Source organism: Archangium lansingense, assembly GCF_026626635.1.
Lineage (GTDB): Bacteria > Myxococcota > Myxococcia > Myxococcales > Myxococcaceae > Archangium > Archangium lansingense.
This window is the reverse complement of sequence record NZ_JAPNKA010000001.1, coordinates 4,426,399-4,452,728: the sequence shown is the minus strand read 5'-3', so window position 1 is coordinate 4,452,728 and position 26,330 is coordinate 4,426,399. Positions and strand designations below refer to the sequence as shown.

22 protein-coding genes are annotated in these 26,330 nt (G+C 68.6%); 12 read left to right on the top strand and 10 right to left on the bottom strand.

Annotated elements, in window-relative coordinates; translation table 11 throughout:
* Positions 1–35: 35 nt before the first annotated feature.
* The 3 genes from OV287_RS18235 to OV287_RS18225 all read right to left on the bottom strand — a co-directional run bounded on the left by OV287_RS18235 (position 36) and on the right by OV287_RS18225 (position 1,462).
* Entirely contained in the window at positions 36–401 is a 366-nt protein-coding gene (locus OV287_RS18235) for an ArsR/SmtB family transcription factor (protein WP_267535309.1), read from the bottom strand.
* A 96-nt stretch (positions 402–497) separates the two neighbouring features.
* On the bottom strand, positions 498–1,043 hold the full coding sequence (locus OV287_RS18230; protein ID WP_267535308.1) for a DUF192 domain-containing protein: 546 nt from the start codon (positions 1,041–1,043) through the stop codon (positions 498–500).
* A complete protein-coding gene (locus OV287_RS18225; protein ID WP_308809612.1) occupies positions 1,040–1,462 on the bottom strand; it encodes a TIGR02266 family protein in 423 nt (140 codons plus the stop codon). The genes OV287_RS18230 and OV287_RS18225 overlap by 4 nt, the downstream gene beginning before the upstream one ends.
* On the opposite strand from OV287_RS18225, the gene OV287_RS18220 reads away from it, so the two are divergent.
* Together OV287_RS18220 and OV287_RS18215 are read left to right on the top strand one after the other, a co-directional pair.
* Positions 1,461–3,818 carry a hypothetical protein gene (locus tag OV287_RS18220; protein WP_267535307.1) on the top strand — a complete coding sequence of 786 codons (2,358 nt, stop codon included), beginning with the start codon at positions 1,461–1,463 and terminating at the stop codon, positions 3,816–3,818. The two genes, OV287_RS18225 and OV287_RS18220, sit on opposite strands and share 2 nt — an antisense overlap.
* Before the next feature lie 89 nt (positions 3,819–3,907).
* Positions 3,908–4,375, top strand: coding sequence for a nuclear transport factor 2 family protein (locus OV287_RS18215; RefSeq protein WP_267535306.1), 468 nt, complete (start codon positions 3,908–3,910; stop codon positions 4,373–4,375).
* A gap of 18 nt (positions 4,376–4,393) precedes the next feature.
* On the opposite strand, the gene OV287_RS18210 is transcribed toward OV287_RS18215, so the two are convergent.
* On the bottom strand, positions 4,394–5,365 hold the full coding sequence (locus OV287_RS18210) for a homoserine kinase (RefSeq protein ID WP_267535305.1): 972 nt from the start codon (positions 5,363–5,365) through the stop codon (positions 4,394–4,396).
* Between the two features lie 148 nt (positions 5,366–5,513).
* Between OV287_RS18210 and OV287_RS18205 the strand changes: the two genes are divergently transcribed.
* Positions 5,514–7,112 carry a tetratricopeptide repeat protein gene (locus OV287_RS18205; RefSeq protein WP_267535304.1) on the top strand — a complete coding sequence of 533 codons (1,599 nt, stop codon included), beginning with the start codon at positions 5,514–5,516 and terminating at the stop codon, positions 7,110–7,112.
* Positions 7,113–7,247: 135 nt separating this feature from the next.
* Here the strand turns inward: OV287_RS18205 and OV287_RS18200 are convergent, their stop codons facing one another.
* The 5 genes from OV287_RS18200 to OV287_RS18180 all read right to left on the bottom strand — a co-directional run bounded on the left by OV287_RS18200 (position 7,248) and on the right by OV287_RS18180 (position 12,434).
* Positions 7,248–7,742 carry a hypothetical protein gene (locus OV287_RS18200; RefSeq protein ID WP_267535303.1) on the bottom strand — a complete coding sequence of 165 codons (495 nt, stop codon included), beginning with the start codon at positions 7,740–7,742 and terminating at the stop codon, positions 7,248–7,250.
* 19 nt (positions 7,743–7,761) lie between these two features.
* Positions 7,762–9,102: a cyclic nucleotide-binding domain-containing protein gene (locus OV287_RS18195; RefSeq protein ID WP_267535302.1), complete on the bottom strand. Its 1,341-nt coding sequence runs from the start codon at positions 9,100–9,102 to the stop codon at positions 7,762–7,764.
* 40 nt (positions 9,103–9,142) lie between these two features.
* Entirely contained in the window at positions 9,143–11,161 is a 2,019-nt protein-coding gene (locus OV287_RS18190; RefSeq protein WP_267535301.1) for an FHA domain-containing protein, read from the bottom strand.
* 234 nt (positions 11,162–11,395) lie between these two features.
* Entirely contained in the window at positions 11,396–11,800 is a 405-nt protein-coding gene (locus OV287_RS18185; protein WP_267535300.1) for an OsmC family protein, read from the bottom strand.
* A gap of 82 nt (positions 11,801–11,882) precedes the next feature.
* Positions 11,883–12,434, bottom strand: a complete 552-nt coding sequence (locus tag OV287_RS18180) for a YceI family protein (protein ID WP_267535299.1) — start codon at positions 12,432–12,434, stop codon at positions 11,883–11,885.
* A 129-nt stretch (positions 12,435–12,563) separates the two neighbouring features.
* On the opposite strand from OV287_RS18180, the gene OV287_RS18175 reads away from it, so the two are divergent.
* The 9 genes from OV287_RS18175 to OV287_RS18135 all read left to right on the top strand — a co-directional run bounded on the left by OV287_RS18175 (position 12,564) and on the right by OV287_RS18135 (position 24,094).
* A complete protein-coding gene (locus tag OV287_RS18175) occupies positions 12,564–13,463 on the top strand; it encodes a LysR family transcriptional regulator (RefSeq protein WP_267535298.1) in 900 nt (299 codons plus the stop codon).
* 139 nt (positions 13,464–13,602) lie between these two features.
* Complete coding sequence (locus OV287_RS18170) at positions 13,603–14,529, top strand: pirin family protein (RefSeq protein ID WP_267535297.1); 927 nt, start codon at positions 13,603–13,605, stop codon at positions 14,527–14,529.
* Between the two features lie 120 nt (positions 14,530–14,649).
* Complete coding sequence (locus OV287_RS18165) at positions 14,650–16,656, top strand: alkaline phosphatase PhoX (RefSeq protein WP_267535296.1); 2,007 nt, start codon at positions 14,650–14,652, stop codon at positions 16,654–16,656.
* Positions 16,657–16,764: 108 nt separating this feature from the next.
* The gene (locus OV287_RS18160) at positions 16,765–18,573 is read left to right on the top strand and encodes an Aq_1262 family (lipo)protein (RefSeq protein ID WP_267535295.1); all 1,809 of its coding nucleotides are present in this window, start codon (positions 16,765–16,767) and stop codon (positions 18,571–18,573) included.
* A 222-nt stretch (positions 18,574–18,795) separates the two neighbouring features.
* Positions 18,796–19,656 carry an MbnP family copper-binding protein gene (locus OV287_RS18155; protein WP_267535294.1) on the top strand — a complete coding sequence of 287 codons (861 nt, stop codon included), beginning with the start codon at positions 18,796–18,798 and terminating at the stop codon, positions 19,654–19,656.
* Between the two features lie 19 nt (positions 19,657–19,675).
* On the top strand, positions 19,676–20,188 hold the full coding sequence (locus OV287_RS18150) for a hypothetical protein (protein WP_267535293.1): 513 nt from the start codon (positions 19,676–19,678) through the stop codon (positions 20,186–20,188).
* 15 nt (positions 20,189–20,203) lie between these two features.
* A complete protein-coding gene (locus OV287_RS18145; RefSeq protein ID WP_267535292.1) occupies positions 20,204–21,340 on the top strand; it encodes a methanobactin export MATE transporter MbnM in 1,137 nt (378 codons plus the stop codon).
* A gap of 190 nt (positions 21,341–21,530) precedes the next feature.
* Positions 21,531–23,339 (top strand): DUF885 domain-containing protein, encoded by a 1,809-nt coding sequence (locus OV287_RS18140; RefSeq protein WP_267535291.1) that lies wholly within the window; start codon positions 21,531–21,533, stop codon positions 23,337–23,339.
* On the top strand, positions 23,336–24,094 hold the full coding sequence (locus OV287_RS18135) for a 2OG-Fe(II) oxygenase (RefSeq protein WP_267535290.1): 759 nt from the start codon (positions 23,336–23,338) through the stop codon (positions 24,092–24,094). Before OV287_RS18140 ends, OV287_RS18135 begins: the two co-directional genes overlap by 4 nt.
* Positions 24,095–24,114: 20 nt before the next feature.
* On the opposite strand, the gene OV287_RS18130 is transcribed toward OV287_RS18135, so the two are convergent.
* The gene (locus OV287_RS18130) at positions 24,115–26,166 is read right to left on the bottom strand and encodes a hypothetical protein (RefSeq protein ID WP_267535289.1); all 2,052 of its coding nucleotides are present in this window, start codon (positions 26,164–26,166) and stop codon (positions 24,115–24,117) included.
* Between the last annotated feature and the right edge of the window lie 164 nt (positions 26,167–26,330).

Sequence of the window (26,330 nt, the reverse complement as noted above, 5' to 3'; positions counted from 1 at the left end):
GGGTGCTCCAGGAGAGTGGGGGCGGCGAGGCGGCCTCACCGGCATGAATCGGGGCCTCGCGCCGCCAGGAGGCGCTCCACGTCCTGCTTCAGCACCTCGCGCCGGCCGAACGCGGAGACCAGCGTTTTGAGCTGCTGCTTGCAGAACTCGTCCAGTTGCGGAGCCAGCCGGTAGTAGACCCAGCTTCCCTCCCGGCGCGACTCGACGATGCCGGCCGAGCGCAGCACGCCAAGCTGCCGCGACGCGTTGGGCTGGGACAGGCCCAGCGCCGACTCGAAGTGACAGACACACAGCTCCCCATGCGAGAGCAGCGCGACGATGCGCAGGCGCGTCTCGTCCCCGAGCGCCTTGAAGAACCGAGAGGCCTGACGAACATCCAGCGAGGAGACGGCGGCGGACATAACGATATAACAATATTCGAATATCCTGCTGCCGCAAGGGCGGACTCCGTCACATCCCGGTGACGAGAGGTCGCCTGCTTGAGGTGCTCCGGACTGTCAGGGAATGACCTGAATGGCCTCCAGGCCCTGGAATCGCACGGTGCTGCCGCGCGCAACGCCGTGAGCCCGAGACCAACCACCGGGCACCTCCAGCACGTAGCGCCCGGGCACTCCCACCGAGCGCGACGTGAGCGTGCGCGGCTGGGCGTTCTCGATGATGCCCACGAGCTTCCCCGCCGAGTTGATGAAGAGCATGTCCAGCGGGATGAGCGTGTTGCGCATCCAGAAGCTCTGCACCTCGTCCGCGGGGAAGATGAACAGCATCCCCTGCCCGGCGGGCAGCTCCGGGCGCCACATCAGCCCACGCGTGCGCGCCTCCGGCGTGGCGGCCACCTCCACGTCCACCCGGAGCACTCCGCCCGAGGTGTCCTCGAGCAGCACCCGCGCCCTCGGCAGCGTGGGTCCTACGTAGTCCTTCGCATCCACGTCCATCACCTTCCGACCCCTACCCACGGGCGGGGATGGCCTGTCCCTGGCCTCGGGCGCCTGCCAGGCCGTCAGCAGCAGCACGGCCCACAGCCCGCGCGGCCAGCGCCGGCTCACCCCGGGTGGAGCTGCTTGTTGAGCAGCTTCTCCGTGAGCTGCGTCCCGAGACTGTCCGCCATCAGCCGCTCCACCACACCCTCGAAATCGCCGCGCTGGCGGTCGTCGTTGTAGATGAAGCGGATGCCCATGCCGGGCTCCTCGACGTCCCCCTTGGACCAGACCACCTCGCCGAGCAGCTCGAAGGGGGCCTCGCGCTGGGGCACGGTGAGCTTGAAGAGGAAGCGCGTCCCGATGGGCAGCGGCTTCTTCGTCTTGATGAAGGTGCCACCCTTCGAGATGTTCTTCGTGTAGTCCGCGAAGAACGAGTTGAGCTTCTTGTAGTCCACCTTCAGCTCGATGGGCGCTCGAGCATGTTGGCGGATTTCAGCGCTTGTCTTCTGTTCGGCCATGCTGGGGGGAGTATAGGAGAAGGCCATGCGGCAAGTCCTCTTCCGTGCCACGAACCTCCTCCGGCGCCCCCCGGTCCTGGTTCTCGCCGGGGCCCTGGCGGTGGGCGGCTCGGCCCTCGTCTTCCTCCCCCTCTTCGGGGTGCCCGGCTTCGAGCTGAGCCTCACCCTCTCCATCGCCGTAGGCCTGCTCGGTGGCGGGGTAGGCATCGCCGCGGTGCACCAAGAGCGCCGCCTGCTCGCCGGACAGCCCCCCGAGCAGGCGCCGGAACCCCGCCCAAGCCACCCGGCCCCCATGGTCTGGAGGGCCCTCGCCCCCGCCCTGCTCATCAACCTGGCCGTCCTGGTGCCGCCCTTCTTCGCCGCCACCCTGTACGCCCTGCTCGGCACCCGGTGCGACCCCTTCGCCCTGGTGGGCTTCTACCCCCTGCTCACCCTCCCCTCCGCGGTGCTGTCCGCCGTCGCGGGCGTCTTCTGCGGCTTCGCCACCCGCCGCTGGGGCCGCGCCGTCCTCCTCTACGTGGGGCTCATCCTCCTCTCGGCGGTACCCACCGCCTGGCCCATCGTCTTCGGGCCCCAGGTCTACGCCTTCAACCACTTCCTCGGGCACATGCCGGGCCCCCTCTATGACGAGGCGCTCGCCATCTCCTCCGCCCTCCTCTGGTTCCGGCTGGAGACGCTGCTGCTCGCCCTCGCCGTCCTCGCCCTCACCGTCCTCTCACTGGACGTCGCCGAGGCCCGCCTGCGCCGCCCCCGCCTGCGCGCCGGAGCGCTCGTGCTGCTCGGCCTGGTGCTCGCCCCCGTCATCCTCATCGAGGCGCATGGCACGGAGCTGGGCCTGCGGATGACGGACGAGGCCCTGCTGGCACGGCTCGGCGGGGTGCGCGACACGAAGCACTTCCAGTTCATCTACCCCCGCGGCCTGCCTCGCGAGAAGGTGGAGCGGATGGCGAGAGACATCGAGTTCCGCCACGCCCAGCTCGCGCGCTTCCTGGGCGCCGCCCCCGAGGGCCGCATCCGCGTCTGGCTGTACCGCTCGGACGAGGAGAAGCAGGCCCTGGTGGGCGCCGGCCGCACCCAGTTCGCCAAGCCCTGGCGCCTGGAGCTTCACATCAACGGGCGCGACTTCCCCCACTCCGTCCTCAAGCACGAGCTGGCGCACGTGATGGCGGCCCCCGCGGGCAGCGCGCCCTTCCGCGTCACCACCCGGCTGGGCGTCTGGCCGCTGATGGGCGTCATCGAGGGCCTGGCGGTGGGCGCGGACAACCCCGTCCAGGGAGACCTCACCCTGCACCAGTGGGCCGCGGGCATGCGCCGGCAGAAGCTGGCCCCGGACATTCGCAAGCTGGTGGGCCCCGAGGGCTTCTACCAATCCGCCCCCGCACGCGCGTACACCCTGGTGGGCTCATTCCTGCGCCACCTGGCCGATACCTACGGCCCGGACAAGCTGCGCGCCCTCTACGCTCACGCCGACTTCCAGGCCGCCTACGGCCGCCCCCTGGACGCGCTCGCCACCGAGTGGGAGACGTACCTGGACTCGCTGCCCCTGGACGAGGCCACGGTGAGCCGCGCCTTCCAGCGCTTCCGCACCGGCAGCCTCTTCTCCCGCGCCTGCGCCCGCGAGGTGGCCCTCCTCCAGGAGGAGGCCCGGGACTACCTCGCGAGCGATCCCCAGCAGGCCCTCGAGCTCTACCAACGCGCCGCCCGCCTCCAGCCCCAGGAGCCTTCCTTCCAGCTCGGCCAGGCCGCCGCGCTCGACAGGATGGACCGACCGGACGAGGCCACCCAGGCGCTGGGCGCGCTCGCCGAGCAGGTGAAGGGCCAGCCCTCCCTGGAGGCGGAGGTGGCCCTGGCCCAGGCGGACACGGCGTCCAAGCGGGGCAGCAAGGAGCAGGCCCGGACCTTCCTGGAGCGGGTGCTCGCGCTCGCTCCCAGCCCGGAGGTGACACGCACCGCCCAGGTGAAGCTCGCCGCGCTCGAGTCCGAGACCCGCGCCGGCCCCATCCAGGCCTACTTCCGGGAGACCCAGGAGGAGCTGCGCCTGTTGAAGCTCGCCAGCGCCCTGGAGAGCACCCCCAAGGACCCCTACCTCCACTACCTGCTCGGCCGACGCCTGCTCCAGGTGGACGCCCCCACCGAGGCGCTGCCCCACCTCACCCGGGCCCTGGAGGGCGAGCTGCCCGAGGCCCTCCGCCGCGAGGCCCTCCGCCTGAAGGTGCAGGCCGCCTACCTGGCCGGGGACTGCGGCACGGTGCGGCACGAGGTGGGTGCCCTGCCCGACTACGGCCCCGCCTTCCGCGCTGTCACCTCCGAGTGGGCCGAGCGGTGTGACTTCGAGGACCGACACTTCGGGGGCCCCCTGGTGCCCCGCGACGCTTTCCGATAGACGCGCCAGCCACCCGCTGAATCCCTCGCTCCCGGCACGGGGAATGCATTTCCCCGTGCGCGGTTGCCCCTCACGGAGACTCCACGACCATGAACGTCCGTCCGTTGCTTGTCTGTGCCCTCCTGGTGCTCGCGGCCTGCGGCCCCCGCAACATTCCGGGCACGCAGATTCCCGACACCAATGACTCCCGCGCCATCCTCAACGTGATGGAGCGCTACCGCGCGGCGCTCGAGGCGCGCGACGCGAAGGCCCTCCAGGGGCTCGTCTCCAAGTCCTTCCGGGACAACGCCGGCACCGAGGACCCTTCGGACGATTTCACCTATGACAACCTGTCTGAGACGCTCCCCGCCCTCTTCTCTCGGATTGAATCCGCCAAGGTGGAGATGGACATCCGCAAGGTGGAGGTGAGGACCAACGGCGTGGCCACCGTCATCTACTACTGGAACGCCACCTGGCGGGCGCCGTCGCTGCTGGACAAGCCCCAGCGCGACTCCGAGCTGGAGCAGATGGTCCTCCAGAAGGAAGAGGGGCAGTGGCGCATCGTCTCCGGCTTCTGAGCCGGTAGGCCCGAGCGCTCACACCCCGGTGAGCGCTCGCAGGCCCTCGGGCCCCATGTGCGCGAGGGCCCGAGAGCGGGCCAGGTAGGTGCGGAAGTCCTTGGGTGCCAATTTGTCAGGCGGCAGCCCGGACAGGTGGAAGTCGCGGATGCGGCTGGCGGTGTAACGCACCGCACCGAAGAGCGCGTGGCCGAAGAGGCTCTCGCGCTCCACCGGCACCAGCGAGCGCTCCACCTGGTAGCCGCGCAGCAGCGCCCGGCACAGCTCCGGCCGGTAGGCGCCGTTGTCGAAGCACCACGCGTTGAGGGTGATGGCCACGTCCAGCGCGTAGAAGTCCCGGCACGCCATCTCGAAGTCGAAGAAGGCGCTCACCCGGTCCCCCAGCCACTTCACGTTGTCCATGAAGAGGTCCGCGTGGATGATGCCGCGCGGCTCCAGGCCTCCGCGCGCTGACTCGGCCCGCGCCAGGTAGCCCTGCAGCTCTCCGGCGATGGAGGACAGCTCCGCGTCCGGGTGCCGCCCCAGCTCCTCCAGCCAGCCGCCCACCACCTCCGGGCCGTAGGGGTTGGGGCGCGAGCCGCTGAAGGACAGCGTGACACGGTGCAGCTTGCCCAGCTCCAGGCCCAGTGACTCCAGGTGCTCGGGGGTGAGCTGCGCGCGGGTGAGCTCCTCGCCTGCCAGCCACGCGAAGACACTCACCCGTCCCCCCTCCAGCTCCAGGAAGGGCGCGCCCTCGCGCGTGGAGACGAGCCGAGGCGCGGGGCAGTGGGACTCGTTGAGCAGCGAGAGCAGCTCCGCCTCGAAGCGCAGCACCTCCGCCGAGCGCACGGTGGTGTGCCGGACGAAGAAGCGGCCCGAGGCCGTCACCAGCCGGTAGTTGGAGTTGATGGAGCCCTGGGGGATGCCGATGAACTCGCGGACCGGCCCCAGGCCGTAGGCCTCCGCCAACAGGTTGAACGCCGCCGCGTCCAGCAGGGTGTAGAGCGCCATGGATGATGTCCTCTCCGCGGCACACGCGCCGCCCCGGGTGGCCCCCCGCGTTGACGCTCCGGGGTGCCGTGCCTATCTACGGCCGACCCCATCGTCTCATTCATAAACGTCTGAAACCATTCAAATTTCAGTTCCGGAGGCAGCCTCCATGGCCGCGACGAATGGAAGCAACGGCGGACCGAGGGACGGGCGGAGGAGGGAGAGCCTGCCCAGCGCGCTGGTGCAGATAGGCGCGGTGGCGGTGCTGCTGGCGGGCGCGGTGACGTACGTGGTGCACCGGGGACAGGTGCGCCAGCAGGTGGACGCGCGGATGAAGGCGGCGCGGCTCCAGGCCCAGCGCGACAACCCGGCGGACCTGCGCAAGGCACTGACAGAGCTGGACGCCCTCTTCCAGTTGGATGCGGACGCGAGGGATGCCCGGGCGCTGGCGGCGGACGTCAACATGCGGCTGTGGCTGGAACACCGCCAACCGGAGGCCGAGGCGAAGGCCCGCGAGCACCTGGCACGCGCCGAGGCGTTGGACTCGCGCTCGGGCGAGCGCTACGGCACCCGGGCGATGGTGCTGCTGGCCGAGGGCAAGGCCGCGGAGGCGGAGAAGTACCTGGAGGACTTGAAGACACAGGGCGCCAAGAGCCCCAAGCTGGCGCTGGCCGAAGCCCAGGCGCTGCTGGCGCGCGGAAGGCTGTCGGATGCGCGGCAAGCCTTCGCCCGGGCCAGCGAGGCGGCCTGGCGCGAGCCGCGCTACACGGTGGCCCATGGAGAGGCCCTGCTCGACGAGGGCATGTACGGCCAGGCCGCCGAGGCGCTGAAGAAGGCCACGGCCGCCAACGCGGACCACCTGCGCGCGCGCCTCTCGCTGGCGCTCGCCCGGCTGTACCAGGGGACGGGGCGGGAGGAGGCCACCAAGACGGTGTCAGACGTGCTGGCGCGCGAGGCCGAGCTCACCCCAGCGCTCAAGGCCCGTGCCCACGCGGTGCGAGCCGCGCTGGCGCTGACGGAAGGCACTGCGGACGAGGCCCTGAAGGAGGCCGGAGAGGCGCTCGCCGCGTCCCCGGAGGAGCACCATGCCCTCTTCATCCGCGCACGGGCGCTGGCGCAGAAGAAGGACGCGAGCGCACGCACGGCCTTCCAAGAGGCGGTGACGAAGCGGCGCACGGCCACCCTGCTCTACCTGGATGGCGCGCGGGCGCTGCAGCAGGCGGGGGATGGCGAGGGTGCCCTGGCGCTGCTGGATGCCTACGAGGCCGTCTTCCGCGACGTGCAGGTGCCGGCCCCCGAGGGAAAGACGGTGGGCGCCCTGGAGCGGGACGACCGGTACTGGCTGGCACGGGGCCAGGTGATGGAGGCGCTGGCGCGCTCGGAGGACGCGATGGCGGCGTACGACCGAGCCCTCGCGGTAAAGGGCGTAGGCATGGCGCGCGCGCAGTACGCCAAGGCGGCGCTGTTGCTGGTCCGCAAGGACTATGACGCCGCCCAGCCGCTGCTCACGGAGGTGGCCCCAGAGAACGGCATGGGCGCCATGCCCGAGGCCTATAAGGCCATGGGGGAGCTGCTCTTCGCCAAGGGCGAGTTCGCCAAGGGCTGCCAGTACTACTTCTTCGGGCTGAGCCGCGCCCAGCTGAATGGGACGCCCGTCGACATGCTCAAGGTCAAGGCCACCGACGTGGAGAAGCGCCTGGTGACCGAGGGCCAGCCCGCCATGGCCAAGGCCTGGAAGACCGAGGCGGAGGCGCTGCTGCAACAGTAGGAGGACCTGGCTCATCCGCGCAATCCCTCACCCCAGCCCTCTCCCAGAGGGAGAGGGAGCTGACACGGGCTCAACCTGGGGTTCGTGGCACCCTCACCCCGACCCTCTCCCGGAGGGCGAGGGAGAGGGGGACGGTCAGAAGAGCTCGGTGGGGCTCAGGGAGCGGTGTTTCGCCTGCACGATGCGCCACTCACCGTCGTCCTGCTTCTCGAACGTGCCTTCAATTAGGTACGCGCTCAGCACGCTGTCCTGCGCCAGCGTCTCGAGCTCATCCGTCTGCGAGCGGCCGAAGATGAGCTTCATCTGCACGTCACCCCGGCTGGGGTTCACCTCGGTGACGTTCAGGTCCTTCACGAAGATGCGGACCCAGTTGCCCCGGAGCACCTGGCCCAGCAGCACGCCCTTCACCTGACGCTTGTCCCACCCCTCGCCCGTCTGGAAGTTCTCGGCCACGCCCTCCATCAGCTCGGCCATGTCCTTGCGCTCGGCGGCGTCCGTCATCTGCACCACCTTGCGCGTGATGGCCTCCTTCACCCCGGGCTCCTCCCGAGGCCAGAAGACCAGCACCGCGCCCGCGGCCAGCAGCGCCAGTGCCGCCCCCACCACCTGGCCTCTCGACAAGGTCATCATTCGCCGCGCTCCCGAGCCCTCAGGCCGCTCCCGTTCCGTCGCTCTCCGTCAGCAGCTCGTCCGCGTCGATGATCTCCGCGGGCCGCAGCGCCTCGCCAATCTGCTTCAGCCGGCGATCCGAGAGCTGCTCCAGGTACTTCTTGATGTGCGGATACGTCTTCACCAGCTCGTGGAAGGCCGCGCGCTCCAGGAAGGACGTCGCCGTCTTGCGCCCCGCCACCACCGTGGCCGTCGCGCGCAGGCCCGTGAGCAGGGAGATCTCCCCCGCCACCTCGCCCTCGCGCAGCATGCCCAGGCGCACGGTGCCACCGGCCGGGTCCTCCTTCTGCACCACCAGCTCGCCCGCCAGCACCAGGAAGAGGCCCGGCGAGTGCTCGCCCTCCACCAGCACCTTCTCCCCCGGCTGCAGGGCGCGGAAGGTGAAGCGCTGCAGGAGCGCGGCGCGCTCGGACTCGGACATGGGCTGGAACAGCGGCGAGGTCGCCATCAGGTTCCGCTCCATGCGCTTCTGCGCGAAGGTGGCCAGCACCTGCGGCATGGAAGGGAAGCTCTTGGCCACCGCGTTCAGGTGCTCGCGGCGAATCTCGAACACCTCGATGTCCGACACCGCGGTCACGGTGGCCGTGGTCGGCGCGCCCGTGAGCAACGACAGCTCTCCGAAGATGGAGCCACCTCCAAGGAAGCCCAGCGTCCGCTCCTCGCCCTCCGACTTCCGCGTCACCTCGGCCTTGCCGGCGACGATGACGTGCAGCCGGTCCGTGGCCGCGCCCTCGGTGCTCACCACCTCCTCGGGACGGATGGAGCGGTAGCCCATGCGGCTCACCAGGTCGATGAACGCGTCACGCTCCAGGTCCGCGAAGAGCGGCAGGGGCGGCCGGTCGTTCGGGTTGGCCGTGCCGCCAGGATCCGGCGCGGCGAGCACCTCGATGGCCCGGTCGCTCAGCTCCTCGCCGGACAACCCCATCAGGTCCGTGTCCACCTTGCCGTCATAGAGCGTCTCCGGCGGCAGCGGCGGGGGCACCGAGGCACGTCCGGCCACGTTGCGCGCCGCGCGCGCGTGCAGCCGCACCAGCGTGTCCCTCAGCCGCCGCTCCTGGGGTGCCAGCTCCAAGCCCAGCTTGCACGCGGCCATCGCGGACAGCAGGTAGTCGCGCCGCAGCAGCCCCTCGGCACAAGCGTGGTAGGCGGTGACTGCCCGCTCACGCTCTCCCAGCTCCGACAGACACCGCGCCGCCAGCATCCGCGAGCGATGATCCGCCGGTAGCCGGCGCACCGCCTCCGCAAAAACCGCGAGCGCCCGCTCGAACTGGCGGTCCTCCAGCAGGTCCATCCCCAGTTCACGCAATGACGACTCGTTCATCCCTGTCCTCCACAAACCATGAGTGCCGACCCTACCCCACTCATGGCTGTTCAAGTGCCAGGAGTTGTGCCTCTGCCTTCGTCTTCAGCTCGGAGCCCTCTGCCGCGAGCTGGAAGACCAGCCGGAACCTCTCCGCGGCCTCCTCGGGCTCCCGGTCCCGCATGATGTAGGCCTGCTTGTACAGGTCATTCAGCCGGCCCTGGATGGCCTCCAGACCCTCCTGGGCTCTGGTGTCATCCGGGCGCAGGCGCAGGGCGTCGTTGAAGAAGCCGTTGGCAGCGGCCAGGTCCTTGCGAGCCAGGGCCGCCTTGCCTGCGACAACAGCGGAGGCCGCGAGCTGGCCGTTGAGCGTCTCCCCAACGGGCCCATTGAAGCCAATCTGCCGGTACAGCTCCGCCGCCGAGCGCAGCGGGCGCGCCGCGGACTCCAGCGCGTTGGCCTGCACCTTGCGCTGCGCATCCTGGTAGACGCGCGCGAACTGGGGCAGGAGCTTCTTGAGCTGCTTCGCCCGATCGCGGATCTCCTTGTCATCCGAGTTCGCGTCAATGACCCGGTCGCACTCAAGCGCCGCGCGCGAGTAGTCCCCCGCGTTGAAGCGCGTCTCCACCGCGGAGAAGGCCGTAGCGATGAACGCCGCGCGCTGCTCCTTGGCACGGCGGGCCGCGGCAGCCCTCGCGGCTCGATCCTGGGAGGCCGCGTCCGCATCCTCCTGTTCGAGCTGCGCCTTCAGCTCATCCACCTGACTCTGGTAGAGCGGCTGGCGCTCGAGGGGGAGCTGGCGGATGAGCGTGCGGGCCCCTTCCACGTCGCGGGCTTCCAGCGCCATCTCCACCTGCTTCACCAGCCAGGCGACCTCCGCCGAGGCCAGCTCGGTGTCGAGCTTCTCCCGCATCTCCTCCGTCTTCACGACGCCGTGCGGCGTCTTGGCGAGCAGCTCGCGCGCCTCCTCGAGCTTGCTCTCGGCGGCCAGCAGGCGCACCTGCTCGAAAGCCTGCACGATGGATAGCTCCTTGCGCGCCGTCTCCAGGAAGCCGTCGGTGGGCAGCTCCGGGAAGAGGGACTCGGCCTCCTCGGCCAGCTTCACCGCCTCCGCATAGTCGCCGTTCTTGAAGGAGGTGCGCGCCCCGTCCATCGTTTTCCGGGCCAGCGCCTCCTTCGGGTTGGAAGGTGGAGGGGGCGGCGGGCCCCGCTTGATGAAGAGCACGCCGCCGCCGATGAGGGCGATCAGCAACACCAGCGCGGCCGCCGCCAGGAGCCCCACGTTGGTGCGAGGAGGTGGGGCGCGGCGCGGCGGGATGTCCTTGATGGCGCGCACCTGCGTCTTCCTGTCCGCCTCGGGGTCGGGCCCACCCTCGCTACCGCCAGCCTTGTCCTCGGTGTCCGCGGCAGCGGCCTCGGCGGCCTTTTTCTTGGCGGCCTCCCCCTTCTCCTTGGCCTTGCGCTCGGCCTCCTCCTTCTCCTTGCGCTCCGCCTCCTCGGTCGCGAGGCGCATCTGCTTGATGCGCTCCTGCTCGTCGACGAAGCGCAGCCTCGTGCGGCCGATGGCGATGACGTCGTCGTGCTTGAGCTTGCACTCGTCCACGCGCTCGTCGTTCACCCGGGTGCCGTTGCCGCTGACCAGGTCGCGCAGCATCACCCCGCTCTCGCCGCCGTACACCAGCTCCACGTGGCGGCGCGACACGGACTGGTCCAGGAGCATCAGGTCGCAGTCCTGGCCCCGTCCGATGACCATGCGGACACTCTTGAAGCGCTTCTTCCGGCCCTGGTCCGGGCCCTCGATGATCTCCAGCGTCAGAGGAGGACCGGCGCGCGTGGCGTCCGGGTTCTCGTCATCATCCTCCATGCCGCCGGGCGTCGGCGTGCCCTCGTCGTCGTACCCCTGGTCGCCGGTGTCATCGTTGGGCGGGTAGGCCTCATCCTCGGCGGCCCCAAACTCCTCCTCTCGAGGAGCATTGCGGCGCACCGCGCTGGCGGACTTGATGCGGGTACTGTCCTCCGGAGCCGGCATTGGCTCTGAGGACGAGGGCTGGCGGGAGGAACGGCGATTGGGGGGGGCCATGCGGTCCGGCATCTTAGAGCGCCCGTCCAGCGCGCCCAACCCCGCTTGAACACAAGACCTTTTCCGGGCGCGAAGCAGACCGCTTCCAGCCGGGGCGGCTCACTTGTCATCATGACAAGTGTAGACATTTGAATATGTAGGATAAAATCAACTACACTTGTCATGATGACAAGTGAGGGGGGTGAAGACCCTCCCATCACCGGGCCCCGCGGCAGGCCCCTGCGACCCGTTCCCTCAACCTTCGAGGGGCTCGGTCACGACCTCGATGGTGCTCGAGGTCATGAGCTTGTGAATGGGGCATTGAGCGACAGCGTTGTAGAGCCGCTGCTTGTCCTCCTGAGACAGCTCGCCGTGGAACGCGAGCTTCACCCGGAGCGCGTAGGTGCCCTGCCGCTCCCGCGAGTCGTCGCGCTCGACATGGGTCTCCACGCGCTCCAGGGCAATCCCGTGCCGCTTCGCATACCAGGTAGCCGTCAGCGCCTTGCAGGCGGCCAACGAGGCGTCGAAGTAGTCGTGGGGCCCCGGAGCGGAGTCCTGGCCACCCTGGGCGGTGGAGACGTCGGCGTGGAAGGTATGGGCGCCAGCGCGAACGACCTGACGGAACGCACCGCGCTGCTCGGTCTGAGAATCGATGCTCATGAGGCCTCCTGGGATGGGGTCCGTACGGCCCCGTGAAGACAGGGGGGCGCCCTCGTCAGCGCCCCCGGTCTCTACTTGATGCTCAGGCCGCCTTCTCGGTGCTCTGGGCCTTGACCGCCTGGACCTCGAGGGCGATCTCCACCTTCTCGCCGACGAGGACGCCACCCGCCTCGAGCGCCTGGTTCCACTGCAGACCAAAGTCCCGGCGGTCGATGGTGGTCTTCGCCTCGAAGGCCGCCTTGATGTTGCCCCAGGGGTCCTTGCCGATACCGAGCTGCTCGGCCTCGAGCACGACCTCGCGGGTGACGTCACGGATGGTCAGGTTCCCGGTGACCCGGAGGCCGCCGCCCGAGGACTTCTCCACCTTCGTGCTCTGGAAGGAGAGGGCGGGGAACTTCGCCACATCGAAGAAGTCCGGCGAGCGGAGATGGTCGTCGCGCTGCTGAACGCCAGTGTCGATGCTCGCCGTGTCGATCTGCACGGAGACAGACGAGCCGGTGGGGTCCTGCTCGTCCAGCGACACGGCGCCGCTGAACTTCCGGAAGCTGCCACGCACCTTGGAGATCACCATGTGGCGGACGGTGAAGTGGATGCCAGAGTGGGTCAGGTCGATGTTCCAGGTTCCGCGAGCCATGTTCGTCTTCCTTGTCGGTGAGGTGTTGTTGACGAGGAGGAAGGTAGCGGTGGACAGCGACCCTGATTAGATGGGGCGGATTGGAAGAACTGTTCCACCCCTGGAACAAACGCAGGACTGAGAATCGACATGGACCTCAACGAGCTCCTCGTCTTCGCCAAGGTAGTGCAGGCCGGCAGCTTCACGGCGGCGGCGCGCGGGCTACAGATGCCCAAGTCCACCGTCAGCCGGAAGGTGTCCGAACTCGAGGAGCGAGTAGGCGCGCAGCTCCTGCAGCGCACGACACGCAAGCTGCGCCTCACGGAAGTGGGGCAGGCCTACTACGAGCACTGCGCTCGCATCGTGGCGGAGGCAGAGGAGGCCGAGCTGGCCGTCACGCGCATGCAGGCCGCGCCTCACGGCTTGCTCCGCGTGACGGCACCGCTCACCTTCAGCTTCCTCGGGCCCATCGTCGCGGAGTTCCTCAAGCGCTACCCCGAGGTGCAGCTCGAGCTGGTGTGTACGGACCGCTCGGTGGACCTGATGGAGGAGGGCTTCGACCTAGCCGTGCGCGCCGGACGGCTGGTCGACTCCTCGCTCATCGCCCGGCGGCTCGGGAACATCGAGCGCATCGTCGTGGCGGCCCCGAGCTGCCTCCAGGAGCGGGGGGTACCCAAGACCCCGAAGGACCTCGAGAAGCACGACTGCCTGGTCTTTGGTGCGGGGCTGAAGGCGAACGTCTGGACCCTGCACTCCGGGAACAAGTCGGTCGACGTCTCAGTCCGCGCACGCGTCGTGGTGAACGAGCCCGACATGTTGCACGCGCTGACGCTGGCGGGGTCCGGGGTCGCGCTCCTGCCCACCCTCCACTATTCCGAGGACCTCACGACCGGACGCCTGCGCCGCATCCTGCCGGACTGGAACTCGTCTGGCGCCCCGGTTCACGCGGTCTACCCGAGCACCCGGCACCACTCACCCAAGGTGATGGCCTTCGTGGACTTCCTGCGTGAGCACTGGCCCGACAACCCCTCGGGGAAGCCTTCCCCGTAGGTCCATTCTCCCACCCATGGAACGGTCTTTCCCATCATTGGCGGCTAACGTGGGACAGAGCACGGCCCCATGATTCCCACTACGCTGGCATCGAGCCCGACAACATGAGGCGGAGCGGCCCCGCCGGAAGGAGCACCACATGAGCTGGGATGAAACGAGGGAGACGCTGCAGCACCCCGCGCTGGAGACGCTCATCGTCACCCGCACGAGGGATCTCGGCGACGGGTTCGAGGTGCGGCGGGCGCTGCCCTCGGCCCGGCGGCGGATGGTGGGGCCCTTCATCTTCCTCGATCAGATGGGGCCCGCGGTGTTCCGCTCGGGTCATGGGCTGGACGTGCGGCCGCATCCGCACATCGGCCTGTCCACCGTCACGTACCTCTTCGACGGGGAAGTCCTCCACCGCGACAGCCTCGGGACGGTGCAGACCATCCGGCCCGGCCAGGTGAACTGGATGACGGCAGGACGCGGCATCGTGCACTCCGAGCGCACGGGCCCCGAGGTTCGGGCGGCAGGCAGCCGGCTCTTCGGCATGCAGGCCTGGGTGGCGCTCCCGAAGCAGCACGAGGAGACCGGGCCCGCCTTCATCCACCATGCCTCCGACACCATGCCCTTCATCGAGGGCGAGGGCGTGCGGCTGCACCTCATCGCGGGAGCACTGTACGGGAAGCGCTCGCCCGTCCAGACGCACTCGGACATGTTCTACGCGGACGCGGCGCTGGAGGATGGCGCGGGTCTCGTGCTCCCGGCCGAGCACGAGGAGCGCGGGCTCTACCTCGCTGAAGGCTCGGTGGAGATCGACGGCGTTGAGTTTGGCGCGGGCGAGCTCCTCGTCTTCCGTCCGGGAAGCGAGATCGACCTCCGGGCCACCACGCCGGCGCGAATGATGCTCCTCGGTGGCGAGCCGATGGACGGTCCGCGTTACATCTTCTGGAACTTCGTCTCGAGCTCGAAGGAGCGGCTGGAGCAGGCGAAGGCGGACTGGAAGGCCGGCCGCTTCGCCCCGGTACCGCAGGAGACGGAGTTCATCCCGCTGCCCGAGGAGCCTGCGCCCGTGCGCAACCCGTAGGCGGGTGCGCGCACTCGGGACGCAATCGTCACCACATCCTCAAGTGGACGCCACATGGCCCCCCCACCATGTGCGCCGCCCCGTATCGCGGGCACTTCCACCTCCAAGAGGATGTTCCAAATGGCACGTCGAATTCTGGGCCTCGCCACCAGTGCCCTGCTCGTGAGCGGCGCACTGGCCGGTTGTGAGAGCCCGCAGCAGGGCCCCAAGGGTGACACCGGACAGCCAGGTGCACAGGGCCCGCAGGGTCCCAAGGGAGACACCGGCGCTCCGGGTGCGGATGGCGCTCCCGGCGCGGAGGGTGCTCCGGGGGCCCCGGGTGAGGAGGGTGCTCCGGGCGAGAGCTTCCGCTGGCTGTCCTTCGCGGACGTTGGCTTCCCCGTCACCAACGCCGACAAGCACGCGGTGCGCGCGGCCGGCAAGGTGAACCTCAATGGCCAGGAGCGGAACCTCGGCTTCACCACGCTCCTGCGCAGCGGGCAGGAGCGCACGGGTCACAGCTGCGATTTGAGCAGCGACACGAACGCCGCCACCTGCTTTGGCACCATCCCGACAGCCAACGGGACGCCGATGAAGGACGACAGTGGCGTCATCGAGGTCGCCAGCTCGCAGGACTTCGCGTCCCTGCTCCCGGTGGGCGGCAACGTCTTCATGGTGAGCCAGTTCGAGTCGCCCGTCTCGTCGCTGTTCGTCACCCGCATCACCCAGGAGGCGGGCAATGGCGTGGTGTCCGCCGCGTCGACGCGCGCCGTTGACCTGTCCCCCGTGGATGGCCTGTGGACCACGTGCGCTGGCTCGACCACGCCGTGGAACACCTACCTGTCCTCCGAGGAGTATCCGGCCGATGCCCGCGCCTTCTTCTCGCTGACGGACTGGCCGGCCTCGAGCAGCGGCGACTACCGCAACTTCAAGGCCTTCGCGAAGTACTGGGGCATCAACGCCGCGGACGGCCTGGACAGCGCCGAGTGGACGACCTTCACCCAGAAGTTCACGCCGTACTTCCACGGCTTCGCCACCGAGGTCACCCTCGACGCGAGCGGCAACCCCACCCTGGCCAAGCACTACGCCATGGGCCGGCACTCCATGGAGCTGGCGTACGTGCTGCCCGACCGCAAGACCGTGCTGCTCACCAGCGACGGCAGCGGCGAGCCGCTCTCCATGTTCGTCTCGGACACCGCGGGTGACCTGAGCGCGGGCACCCTGTACGCGATGCGCGTCTACCAGACGAGCCCCCGTGGTACCCAGCTCATCTCGGGCGACCTCGAGTGGATCAACCTCGGCCACGCCACCAACGCGGAGGTCCGCGCCCTGCTGCACCCAGCGGCTGGCACGGCCCGCATCGCCTTTGCCGATCTCTTCGATGTCGCCGACAAGGACGCCACCACCGGCAACTGCCCGACCGGCTTCACCCTCACGCTGGGTGAGTGCCTCCAAGTGAAGACGGGCATGGAGAAGGCCGCCTCCCGTCTGGAGACCCGCCGCTACGCCGCGTACCTGGGCGCCTCGGTGGAGATGAACAAGGAGGAAGGCATCACGTTCGATCCGGACACGAACCGCATCTACCTGGCCATCAGCGACGTGACGGGCCCGATGACCAACACGGGCGCCGATGATGGCACCCACCTGCAGGGCTCGGTGAACCGCTGCGGCGCGGTGTTCGCGATGGACGTGGGCCCGTGGACCACCGCGAGTGGTGCCACCGTTACCCAGTACGCGCCGCTGAACATCTACCCGCTGGTGCACGGCGTGACGACCAGCTACCCGGCCGGCAGCCCGTTCGCGGGCAACACGTGCAGCGTCAACGGACTGGCCAGCCCGGACAACGTCACCTACCTGCCGAAGTACAACACGCTGATCATCGGCGAGGACACCTCCTCGCATCAGAACGACGCCATCTGGGCGTTCAACACCCTTACCGGCAAGCTCACCCGTATCCTGACCACTCCATATGGCGCGGAGACCACCTCTCCGTACTGGGTGCCGGACGTGAACGGATTCGGCTACCTGATGGCCGCCGTGCAACACCCCTATGGTGAGTCCGACACGGGCAAGGTCAACGAGACCGGCGCGACCGGCACCGCGAGCTACATCGGCGTCTTCGGGCCCTTCCCGTCTCTGAAGAAGTAGGCCAGCCCGAGTCTCGAAGAAGTCACCTGGGAGTAACACCCCTGGCGCCGTGAGCGGGTATGGGAGGCCACCCCTTCACGGCGTCGTTCTTTCTTGGAGTCCCCGGACATGGTGTCGCGCATCTGTGCCCTGCTGCTCTCGGGTGTCCTGTTGACCGCGTGCTCGTGCCAGAAGTCCGAGCCTGGAACTCGGCGTGAGGAGCAGCCCCGAGTCACGGCCACCGCGCAGCGAGACGCGCTGTCCCATCCAACGCCCTACATTCCGCCTCAGTGCTACACGAAGACGACGGCGGAGGGCGGCCGGGTGCATAACCCCTGCTTCGCCTGCCACCAGCGCTCCGTCACGCCCAACTACCTCGAGGACGCGGACGTGCAGCAGACGTACGCGTTCCCCGGCCCCGCGATGCGCAACCCCTGGACGAACCTCTTCGTGGATCGCCGGCAGGCGGTGGCGGCGATGCCAGACGAAGAGCTCCTCGCCTACGTGCGCCAGAGCAACTACTTCGCCGAGGACGGCTCACTGAAGCTGGCCAAGGCGCTCGAGAAGGTGCCGGCGCAGTGGGATGCCAATGGCAACGGGACGTGGGACGGGTGGACACCGGACATCCAGTTCCGGTTCGACGAGCACGGCTTCGATCGTCTCGCGGACGGGGGCTACACGGGCTGGCGAGCCTTCGGGTACTACCCCTTCCCTGGCACCTTCTGGCCCACCAACGGCTCCTTCGGGGACGTGCTCATCCGTCTGCCCGAGGCCTTCCGCCAGGACGCCGCGGGCCGGTTCGACCTGGCCACCTATGAGCTCAACCTCGCCATCACGGAGGCGATGATCGCGCGGCGCGACGTGGAGATTGCTCCTACGGACGAAAAGAAGCTGGGCGTGGACCTGGATGGAGACGGAAGGCTGGGGAAGGCCCGCCAGGTGAAATACGTGTGGATTCCCGGCAAGGGGACGATGCTGAGCTGGGTAGGCGCGGCCCAGACGCTCCAGCGGGCTGGACAGGTGCACCTCGCGGCTGGGCTCTTCCCGGAGGGGACGGAGTTCGCCCACGGCGTGTACTACCTGGACGTGGTGGACGGAAAACCCACGCTGGCCCGGCGCATGAAGGAGCTGCGTTACATGCTCAAGCGTGGCTGGATGACCTATGGCGACCACGAGCGCGCCGCGGCGGAGGAAGCGCTGGAAGCAATCAAGAAGCCCGACGACACGCGGGCCGCCAAGGGCAACATCGAGCTGGGGGTGGGCAACCGCGCCGGGTGGACGCTGCAGGGCTTCATCGAGGATGCGCGTGGCGAGCTGCGTCCGCAGACACACGAGGAGAACACCTTCTGCATGGGGTGCCACTCGGGAGTGGGGGCCACCGATGACAGCGTCTTCTCCTTTGGCCGCAAGCTGCCCGGCTCCGAATTCCAGGCGGGCTGGTTCCACTGGTCCCAGCGAGACCTGAAGGGCCTGCGCGAGCCGCGCCGCGCGGACGGACGCTACGAGTACACGTACTACCTGGAGCAGAACGGCGCGGGCGACGAGTTGCGCGCGAACACGGAGGTGCTCTCGCGCTTCTTCACCGCGGACGGCAAGCCGCGGCCCGAGGCACTCGAGGCGCTGCACTCGGACATTTCCATGCTGCTACTGCCGAGCCCCGAGCGCGCGCTACGAATGAACAAGGCCTACCGGCTCATCGTCCGCGAGCAGAGCTTCATCCGCGGGCGGGATGCCACGGTGGAGCCGGCGATGAACGTGCACCGAGACCTATCCGCGTCAGACGTAGAGCTCGCCACGGGCATCACCGAGCCCGCGACCGGACCGCGCACGGGCAACGTCACCGTCTACCCTGGGCTTCCCGAGAAGAACGCCGGGCTCGAGCGCAAAGCGGCCGAGGCAAAACTCACGGACAGCCAGGTCACCGCCAGGCAGCACTGACGACCAGAGGGCGCAGCCTTGCTCCTCTCTCGGACCTTGAGAAGGTGAACATCTCCGAGAACCCACCTCGGAGCGATATGCGCGTGAGCGCGGGACGTTCGCCTGGAAGCCAACGGGCCATCCCCGATGCGACACAATGCCGCACGAGTGAGCGGATCCACCCCTGCTATGGCTGGCCTCACCTGCTCCGCTGGCCGCGCCCAGCACATTCCGAGGTGGAAGATGAAGGTCCTGAAGAGGCCGCTCCCGGCTCTGCTCCTGCTGTCCGTGCTCCCCCTGCTCCAGGCCTGTGGCGGAGACGGTTCCTCCGAGAAGAAGTTCTCCGTGCGGTTCAGCCCGCAGGTGGGCGACCAGTCCGTACGCTGCAACGCCAGCTACCCCAACATCGGCAAGTCGGGCACCACCATCGAGTTGCTCGAGTTCAAGATGTACGTGCGGGACGTCACGCTCGTGCGCGCCAATGGCGAGAAGCACGCGCTCAAGCTGGACCAGGATGGTACGTGGCAGCGGGATTCCATCGCGCTGCTCGACTTCGAGGACGGCACCGGCACCTGCGACACCGGCAGCCCCGAGACGCGCCCGGAGGTGGTGGGCCGGGCACCGGACTTCAATGACTACACGGGCCTCGAGTTCAAGGTGGGGCTCCCCGAGGAGATGAACCACCTGGACGGCGCCACCGCTCCGGCGCCGCTCAACGCCCCGGGCATGTGGTGGAGCTGGAAGGGCGGCTACAAGTTCGTGCGCCTGGAGGTGCGCAGCACGAAGAACCCCACCTGGTTCTTCCACCTGGGCGCGTCCGGCTGCACCGGCAGCACGGCGGAGGGCTACACCTGCGCCTCCACCAACCAGTCGGCAGTGGCTCTGAGCGACTTCAACCCCGAGGACAACCAGGTGGTGCTCGACCTGGCGGCCCTCTACTCCGGCTCGGACCTCGACCACGTCGTGGACTACAAGACGGACAACATCGCTGGCTGCATGTCGAGCCTCTCCGACCCCGAGTGCGCCGCGCTCTTCTCCCAGGTGGGACTGGCGGCGGACGGCTCGCCGCAGGCCGTGCCCGCCTCGTTCATCCGCGTCCGCTGAGTCACGACGAGACACGCCCATGCACTCCCGACTCCGCACCCTCGCCAGGGCTCTGCCCCTCGTCTCGCTCGTGGCCCTGGCTCCCGCCTGTGACCCTGGAGATGAGCCGCCTCCCACGCCGCCCGCGCCCGTGGATCGCCCGGCGTCTCTCGATGTCCCGATGAAGAGCCAGCGGGGCGGCACCAGCCACCGGGCCGGCGAGAACTGCATGGCGTGCCACGGGCCCAACGGCCTGGGGCCGGGTCGCTTCACCGTGGCGGGCACCGCCGTCACGGCCGACCGCCGGCCCAACCCCAACACCACCCTCCTGATGTCCACGGAGCGCAATGGTGGGGGCACCGTCATCCTCACGCTCGAGGCCGACGCGAACGGCAACTTCTACACCACGGAGCCGGTGCCGCTGCCGGACACGCCCCTCTTCCCCAAGGTGATGAACGCCACCTCCGGCGCCTATAACTTCATGCCGTTCCCCACGGCCTCGGGCGCCTGCAACGTGTGTCACGTGGGCCGTCTCCCCGTGTTCCTCGAGTAAAAGGAGTCCTCCAGGATGTCGTCACGAACCCTGTCGTCGTGGAGCACCGCGGTGCTGTCACTGCTGCTCCTCACCGCGTGTGGTGAGGAGAAGAAGCCCTACGCGTGGCAGCTACCGCCCGGCTTCCCGGAGCCCTTCGTGCCCGCGGACAACCCCATGTCCGAGGAGAAGGTGGTGCTGGGCCGCCACCTCTTCTACGACGAGCGGCTGTCCGGCAACGGCACCATGGCCTGCGCCAGCTGTCACGAGCAGCAGCGGGCCTTCAGTGACGCCAAGGTGACGCCCAGCGGCTCCACGGGGCACGTCGTCCCGCGCAACTCGCCCGGGCTGGCCAACGTGGCCTACCTCGCCACGTACACCTGGGCCAACCCCGTGCTCGACACCTTGGAGAAGCAGGCGCTGGTGCCGCTCTTCGCAGAGACGCCGCTGGAGCTCGGCATGGGCACCCGCCTGGAGGAGGTGCTGCAACGGCTGAGGGAGGACGCGAGCTACCCTGCCCTCTTCCGCGCGGCCTTCCCGGACGAGAAGGAGCCCATCCACGAGGAGAACGTCGTGAAGGCGCTCGCGTCCTTCCAGCGCACGCTGCTGTCGGGCAACTCGCCCTACGACCGTTACCTCCAGGGAGACGCCAGCGCGCTGTCACCGGCCGCCAAGCGAGGCCTGGAGCTGTTCTTCGGCGAGCGCGCCGAGTGCTACCACTGCCACAGCGGGCCGCACCTGACGAACTCGTTCCGCTCGAAGGACACGAAGCTGTCCGAGCGGGACTTCCAGAACACAGGCCTCTACAACGTGGATGGCCAGGGCGCCTACCCGCTGGACAACACCGGCCTCTACGAGTTCACCAACGACCCCAAGGACATGGGGCGCTTCCGCGTGCCGCCCTTGCGCAACGTGGCCCTGACGGCGCCCTACATGCACGACGGCAGCATCGCCACCCTGGAGGAGGTGCTGGACTTCTACATCGCCGGTGGGCGCAACGTCACGAGCGGGCCCCACGTGGGGGATGGCCGGGCGAGCCCGCTGAAGAACCCGCTGGTGCGGCCCTTCGAACTGAGCGCCCAGGAGCGCGCCGACCTCATCGCCTTCCTGGAGAGCTTCACCGACCTGGACTTCGTGAACGATCCCAGGTTCAGCAACCCCTTCCAGGAGTAGGGAGCGACGGAGCAGGCCGATAGATCGTCCTGAGCGGCTTCGGCCCGCCGCCGGATCCGAAGAGCCAGATGCCCGCCGGAGGGAAACCTGATCATGCTCGGCACGCCGTAGCGCCGTCCGAGGCTCAACGGGTCAGCGGCGCACGGTGACCGCCCAGGGTATGCTGGCCGCCACATCAAGAGGACGGTTCATGCTGCAAGCAGTCCGGCGACTCGCCCTGGGTCTCATCGCCACACTCCCCCTCACCGCAGGGGCAACCAAGAAGAACACCGCCACGACCACGCTCCATGCGCTGATGGAGCGCGAGTGGCAATACCAGCTCGAGCACAGCCCCACCTTTGCGTCGGTGATGGGCGACCGCCGCTGGAACAGCCGCTGGGATGACCTGAGTCTCGCCGCCATCGAGGCGGACCACCAACACAACCTCCAGGTCCTCGCGCAGCTCCAGAAGTTGGATCGCAAGCAGCTCCCGGCCGAGGACCAGCTCAATTACGACCTGTTCCGCCGTGACTACGCCCTCTGGGTCGAGGAGAACCGGTTCAAGTGGCACCTGCTGCCCACGAACCAGGTGGGCGGAATCCCGGAGGGCGTCAAACAGCCTCCGGGCATCCAGACGGCCTACCAGCTCGCCGACACGCTGCGCTTCTCCACGACGAAGGACTACGAGGAGTGGATTGCCCGGCTCGACAGTTTCGGCACCTACGTAGACCAGGTCATGGCGCTCATGCGCGAGGGCATGAGTGAGCGCCTCATCCACCCCAACGTCATCCTGCAGCGCATTCCGTCACAGCTCGAGAAGCAGCTCGTGGATGACGCCACGAAGAGCGGGTTCTACAGCCCCTTCACGCGCTTTCCCTCCAGCATCGCTCCGGCCGAACAGCAGCGGCTGTCAGCCGCGGGCCGCGCTGCGATCTCGCGCGGGGTGTTGCCAGCGCTCAAGCGCTTCCACCAATTCATGACGGACGAGTACCTCCCCGCCGCGCCCGAGCAGGTGGGCATCTGGCAGTTGCCGGAGGGGCAGGAGATGTACGGCTTCTTCACCCGCAGGTACACGACGACGAACCTGTCCCCGGAGCAGATCCACGAGCTCGGGTTGGTTGAGGTCAAACGCATCCGCGCCGAAATGGAAGCGGTGAAGGCGAAGACGGGCTTTCAGGGCTCGCTCCACGAGTTCTTCCATTACCTGCGCACGGATTCCCGCTTCTATTACAAGAAGGGCGAGGACCTGCTGCTGCACTATCGGGCGCTCTCCAAGCAGATCGACCCGCGCCTGGTGAGGCTGTTCAAGACCCTGCCGCGGCAGCCCTATGGCGTCGAGCCGACCCCAGAAGCCATGGCCCCGGATGTCACCACCGGCTTCTACTACCCGGCCGCGTCCGACGGCTCCCGCCCCGGCACGTACCTGGTGAATCTCTATCGTCCCGAGACACGGCCCATCTGGGAGATGGTTCCCCTCACCCTGCACGAGGCCGTGCCCGGACATCACCTCCAGACGTCGCTCGCCGCCGAGCAGAGCCACCTCCCCGACTTCCGGCGCTACGGCTACTACGTGGCCTACGGTGAGGGCTGGGCCCTGTATTGCGAGACCCTGGGCGATGAGCTCGGCCTGTACGACGACCCGTACGACAAGTTCGGCCAGCTCGCCTTCGACATATGGCGCGCCGTCCGGCTGGTGGTGGACACCGGCATGCATGCCAGGCGCTGGAGCCGGCAGCAAGCCATCGACTACTTCCTGGAGAACTCGCCGCGCCAGCAACTGGATATCGTCAACGAGGTCGACCGCTACATCGCCTGGCCGGGTCAGGCCCTGGCCTACAAGGTGGGGCAGCTGAAGATCCGGGAGCTGCGCACGCGGGCCGAGCGCGAGCTGGGAGAGCGCTTCGACGTCCGCGAGTTCCACGACCTGGTGTTGCTCGACGGCTCCCTCCCGCTGGACATCCTCGAGCAGCGTGTCGAGGCCTGGCTCACCAGGACACGCCGTGGCGGAGGCGCGCGGTGAGCGTCGTCACCCTCGAAGAGGGTCCGTTGCTGGGTCCGAGCTTCTTCCTCTCCCGTACGGCGCTCCGCGCGCTCGCGCTGGCCCATCGTGACACCTACGGCGCCGCGCGGCCCTACCCTCACGTCGTCATCGACGGCTTCCTGGGAGAGCGGCTCGCGTCCGAGCTGGCAGGGGTGTTCCCCGGTGCATCCGAGGCGAGCTGGAAGCGGCGAGATCATCAGGAACAGGCGGCGCGCCTGGGACAGCTTCAGCGCAAGGCGTTCGAAGGTGTGCACGGAGCGCTCCGTCACCTGCTCTCGGAGTTCTCGAGCATGTCGTTCCTCGATTTCCTGGAGACCCTCACCGGAGTGCAGGGGCTCATCGCGGATCCGCATTTCCGGGGCGCCGGGCTACACCTCACACTTCGCGGGGGCCATCTGGCGCTTCACGCGGACTTCAACCGAGATCGCTTCCGTGCGCTCTCGCGGCGGCTCACCGTTCTCTACTACCTGAACCCAGGCTGGGAGCCCGCCTGGGGCGGTGACCTCGATCTGTGGAATGCCGACCTCTCCAAGTGCGAGACCCGAATCGCTCCGCTCCTCGATCGGCTGGTCGTGATGGCGCATGGCGATAACTACTGGCATGGCCACCCCTCCCCTCTGGAGTGTCCCGAGAACCGCGGTCGAGCCGCGGTCGCGGCCTACTTCTACACGGCGGAAACGTCCTCGGACGCGCCGGAGGCCCACGGCGCCATCTGGGCGACACCGCGGTCCTAGCAGGTGGAGGTTGTCGAGCCTCAGCGCCCGACGACTTCGATGCCGGGCAGGTTCTGCAAGCCAATGTCGAAGAGCGAGGGGACGGGCACCACGCCTCCCCCGAAATTCGTCGACATCGTGCCCTCGCTGCCCATCAACTCCTCCGGGTTGGTGCTGCCGGCCAGGCCCTGGGTGAAGACGGGCAGGTACGGCTCGCCGGGCTGCCAGTTGAGGATCGTCGCAGTCATCGGCGGCATGGTGGGCATGCCGCCATTTCTCACGTCCTGCTCGTTGAACGCGTTGAGGAAGCCCTCGTAGGAGAAGTTCGGATCCGAGGGAGGCACCGCCAACGTCGAGAGCGGCTCCCCCCGGCTCTGCATCCAGGCGATCGTCTCCTCGCGCGTCATCCCCTGCCCCTGCGCGAGCGTCTCGATGACGGCGTGCTGCAGTTGCTCGGCGGCGGCCTGCCGCAGCGATTGGAAGCCCTCCTCGCCGTTCACCGTGAGGGTAAGGGGATTGGGGCTGTTCGGATTGAGGGTGAACGAGATGGAGTCGAGCTGGTGGTTGCCATCCGGCGAGGGGACGAACGAGCCGCTGATGGAGGTGCCATTGGCCAGCGAGTCCTGGGTGGTGAGGCTCTCCACCCCATCCTCCATGCGGCGGGTGATGACGGCGCTCTCGCTCCACAGCTCGCCGCCGATGGAGAGGGGGCCCAGCTCCAGGCCGGCCTCCAGCGCTCCCTCGTAGGTGTACGTCTGCTCGTGGAACAGCCCACTGACGCCCGGGCCCTCGGCGGTGGGCAGCGCGCCGGTGCGCAGGAAGGTCTCGTAGGCCGCCTGTCCCTGGGCGGTTCCGAGGTCGAACTCCACCGACACCAGGTTCTCGTTGGTGGTGGTGCGGTTGCGCGTCATCGTCAGGCTGGCGTCGTCACCGAACGACAGCCCGAAGCCGAAGTTGTTCTCCAGGGTGTCCTTGGGGCCCACGGTGATGCGCACAGTGGAGTCGCCGGTGCGCTCGGCGGCCACCGAATAGCCGTTCGTCCGCGTCGACTCGGAGCTGAGGGTGAGCCCGCCGTAGGAGATGCTGCCGGACTGGGTATGGAAGGCGCCCGCCTCGAGTGTCATCGCGCCGCCCTCGGGCAGCGACAGCGGGTCGGCGATGGACGGCAGCGGATAGGTGCCCTGCGCTGCCTGCTCCATCTGGGCCTGCGTGAGGAACAGCGTGTACTCCGCCGAGCTGCTGGCTCCGGCCGCCACTCCGCCACTCAGGCCGTAGGGACCATAGGTCGCCCCCCCGTTGAGCTGCGCACCCGCCTCGGCGCCGTACGTCACGGTGACGGCGTAGGTGCCATTCGCGGTGGGGCTGTTCGGATTCCACTCCAGCGACACCTCGGTGTTGGCGTAGGGGCCCGCCTGGAGGGTGGCGCCCAACTGGCCGCGCTCGAACTCGAACTCCGTGGGATTCAGCGACGTCTGCTCGGTGTAGGTGATCTTTCCGTCGGCACCGAAGGAGATGCCCTGCTGCTGCTCCAGCCCGCCGCCCGAGGCCGTCACCTCCGTCTCAGGGTCAGCCACCCGCACCGAGGCCTCGTCCAGCAAGCCCAGTCGCGACAGCACCGCGTCCCGCTGGGCTCCCGGGGGTACCGCCAGCGCCTGGCGCACGTCCCCGGCTCCGGCGGTGACGGGGTTACCGTACCGGGGGTTGAGCGCCTGCCACTGGCCCAGCGTCTCGTAGCGCACCTGCGGATAGTTGGGATCCAGCACCGAGCCATCCTGCCGCTGCACCAGGGCGTGACCCACGCCATCCGTGCCATCGTGCATGAGGACAATGGAGTCACCGGGCCCGGCCAGGCGTACGGCCTTCTCGAGGCAGTTGGCGCGGCCATCGCCCAGGACCTCGGTGCGCAGCGTGCTGGCCTCGTTGGCGCCGGTGGTGCTCAGCGCCTTCTGCCGCTGGGCCGTCGCCTGAGTGGAGTCGAACCGCGAGGAGGAAGCCGGCTCGCGCGCAGGGCGAGGAGGCGGCGGTGGAGGAGCCGCCGGGCGCGTGGGTTGAGAGAAAACCTCCGGCATCTTCGGACCGATCTTGAAGGACATGTGCTGCTCCCCATTCGGTGCGGCCTCTCACGAGAGGCCAGCCTGTTGCGGAGGGGCGCAACGGCTCCCCAGACCCTCAGTGTATCACTCTCCGTGAAGCGCACGGAGCCACCACGGAATCGTGACGGAATCGAGGGCCGCAGCCCACGCATCCGCCAAGCGGC

Bases quoted from the DNA above. Each gene is read 5' to 3' on its own strand.
- OV287_RS18180 (WP_267535299.1), bottom strand. From the start codon at position 12,434: ATGGCTCGCGGAACCTGGAACATCGACCTGACCCACTCTGGCATCCAC.
- OV287_RS18195 (WP_267535302.1), bottom strand. From the start codon at position 9,102: ATGAACGAGTCGTCATTGCGTGAACTGGGGATGGACCTGCTGGAGGAC.
- OV287_RS18235 (WP_267535309.1), bottom strand. From the start codon at position 401: ATGTCCGCCGCCGTCTCCTCGCTGGATGTTCGTCAGGCCTCTCGGTTC.
- OV287_RS18225 (WP_308809612.1), bottom strand. From the start codon at position 1,462: ATGGCCTTCTCCTATACTCCCCCCAGCATGGCCGAACAGAAGACAAGC.
- OV287_RS18130 (WP_267535289.1), bottom strand. From the start codon at position 26,166: ATGTCCTTCAAGATCGGTCCGAAGATGCCGGAGGTTTTCTCTCAACCC.
- OV287_RS18215 (WP_267535306.1), top strand. From the start codon at position 3,908: ATGAACGTCCGTCCGTTGCTTGTCTGTGCCCTCCTGGTGCTCGCGGCC.
- OV287_RS18145 (WP_267535292.1), top strand. From the start codon at position 20,204: ATGTCGTCACGAACCCTGTCGTCGTGGAGCACCGCGGTGCTGTCACTG.
- OV287_RS18185 (WP_267535300.1), bottom strand. From the start codon at position 11,800: ATGAGCATCGATTCTCAGACCGAGCAGCGCGGTGCGTTCCGTCAGGTC.
- OV287_RS18200 (WP_267535303.1), bottom strand. From the start codon at position 7,742: ATGATGACCTTGTCGAGAGGCCAGGTGGTGGGGGCGGCACTGGCGCTG.
- OV287_RS18170 (WP_267535297.1), top strand. From the start codon at position 13,603: ATGAGCTGGGATGAAACGAGGGAGACGCTGCAGCACCCCGCGCTGGAG.
- OV287_RS18150 (WP_267535293.1), top strand. From the start codon at position 19,676: ATGCACTCCCGACTCCGCACCCTCGCCAGGGCTCTGCCCCTCGTCTCG.
- OV287_RS18205 (WP_267535304.1), top strand. From the start codon at position 5,514: ATGGCCGCGACGAATGGAAGCAACGGCGGACCGAGGGACGGGCGGAGG.
- OV287_RS18155 (WP_267535294.1), top strand. From the start codon at position 18,796: ATGAAGGTCCTGAAGAGGCCGCTCCCGGCTCTGCTCCTGCTGTCCGTG.
- OV287_RS18175 (WP_267535298.1), top strand. From the start codon at position 12,564: ATGGACCTCAACGAGCTCCTCGTCTTCGCCAAGGTAGTGCAGGCCGGC.
- OV287_RS18140 (WP_267535291.1), top strand. From the start codon at position 21,531: ATGCTGCAAGCAGTCCGGCGACTCGCCCTGGGTCTCATCGCCACACTC.
- OV287_RS18190 (WP_267535301.1), bottom strand. From the start codon at position 11,161: ATGGCCCCCCCCAATCGCCGTTCCTCCCGCCAGCCCTCGTCCTCAGAG.
- OV287_RS18160 (WP_267535295.1), top strand. From the start codon at position 16,765: ATGGTGTCGCGCATCTGTGCCCTGCTGCTCTCGGGTGTCCTGTTGACC.
- OV287_RS18210 (WP_267535305.1), bottom strand. From the start codon at position 5,365: ATGGCGCTCTACACCCTGCTGGACGCGGCGGCGTTCAACCTGTTGGCG.
- OV287_RS18165 (WP_267535296.1), top strand. From the start codon at position 14,650: ATGGCACGTCGAATTCTGGGCCTCGCCACCAGTGCCCTGCTCGTGAGC.
- OV287_RS18220 (WP_267535307.1), top strand. From the start codon at position 1,461: ATGCGGCAAGTCCTCTTCCGTGCCACGAACCTCCTCCGGCGCCCCCCG.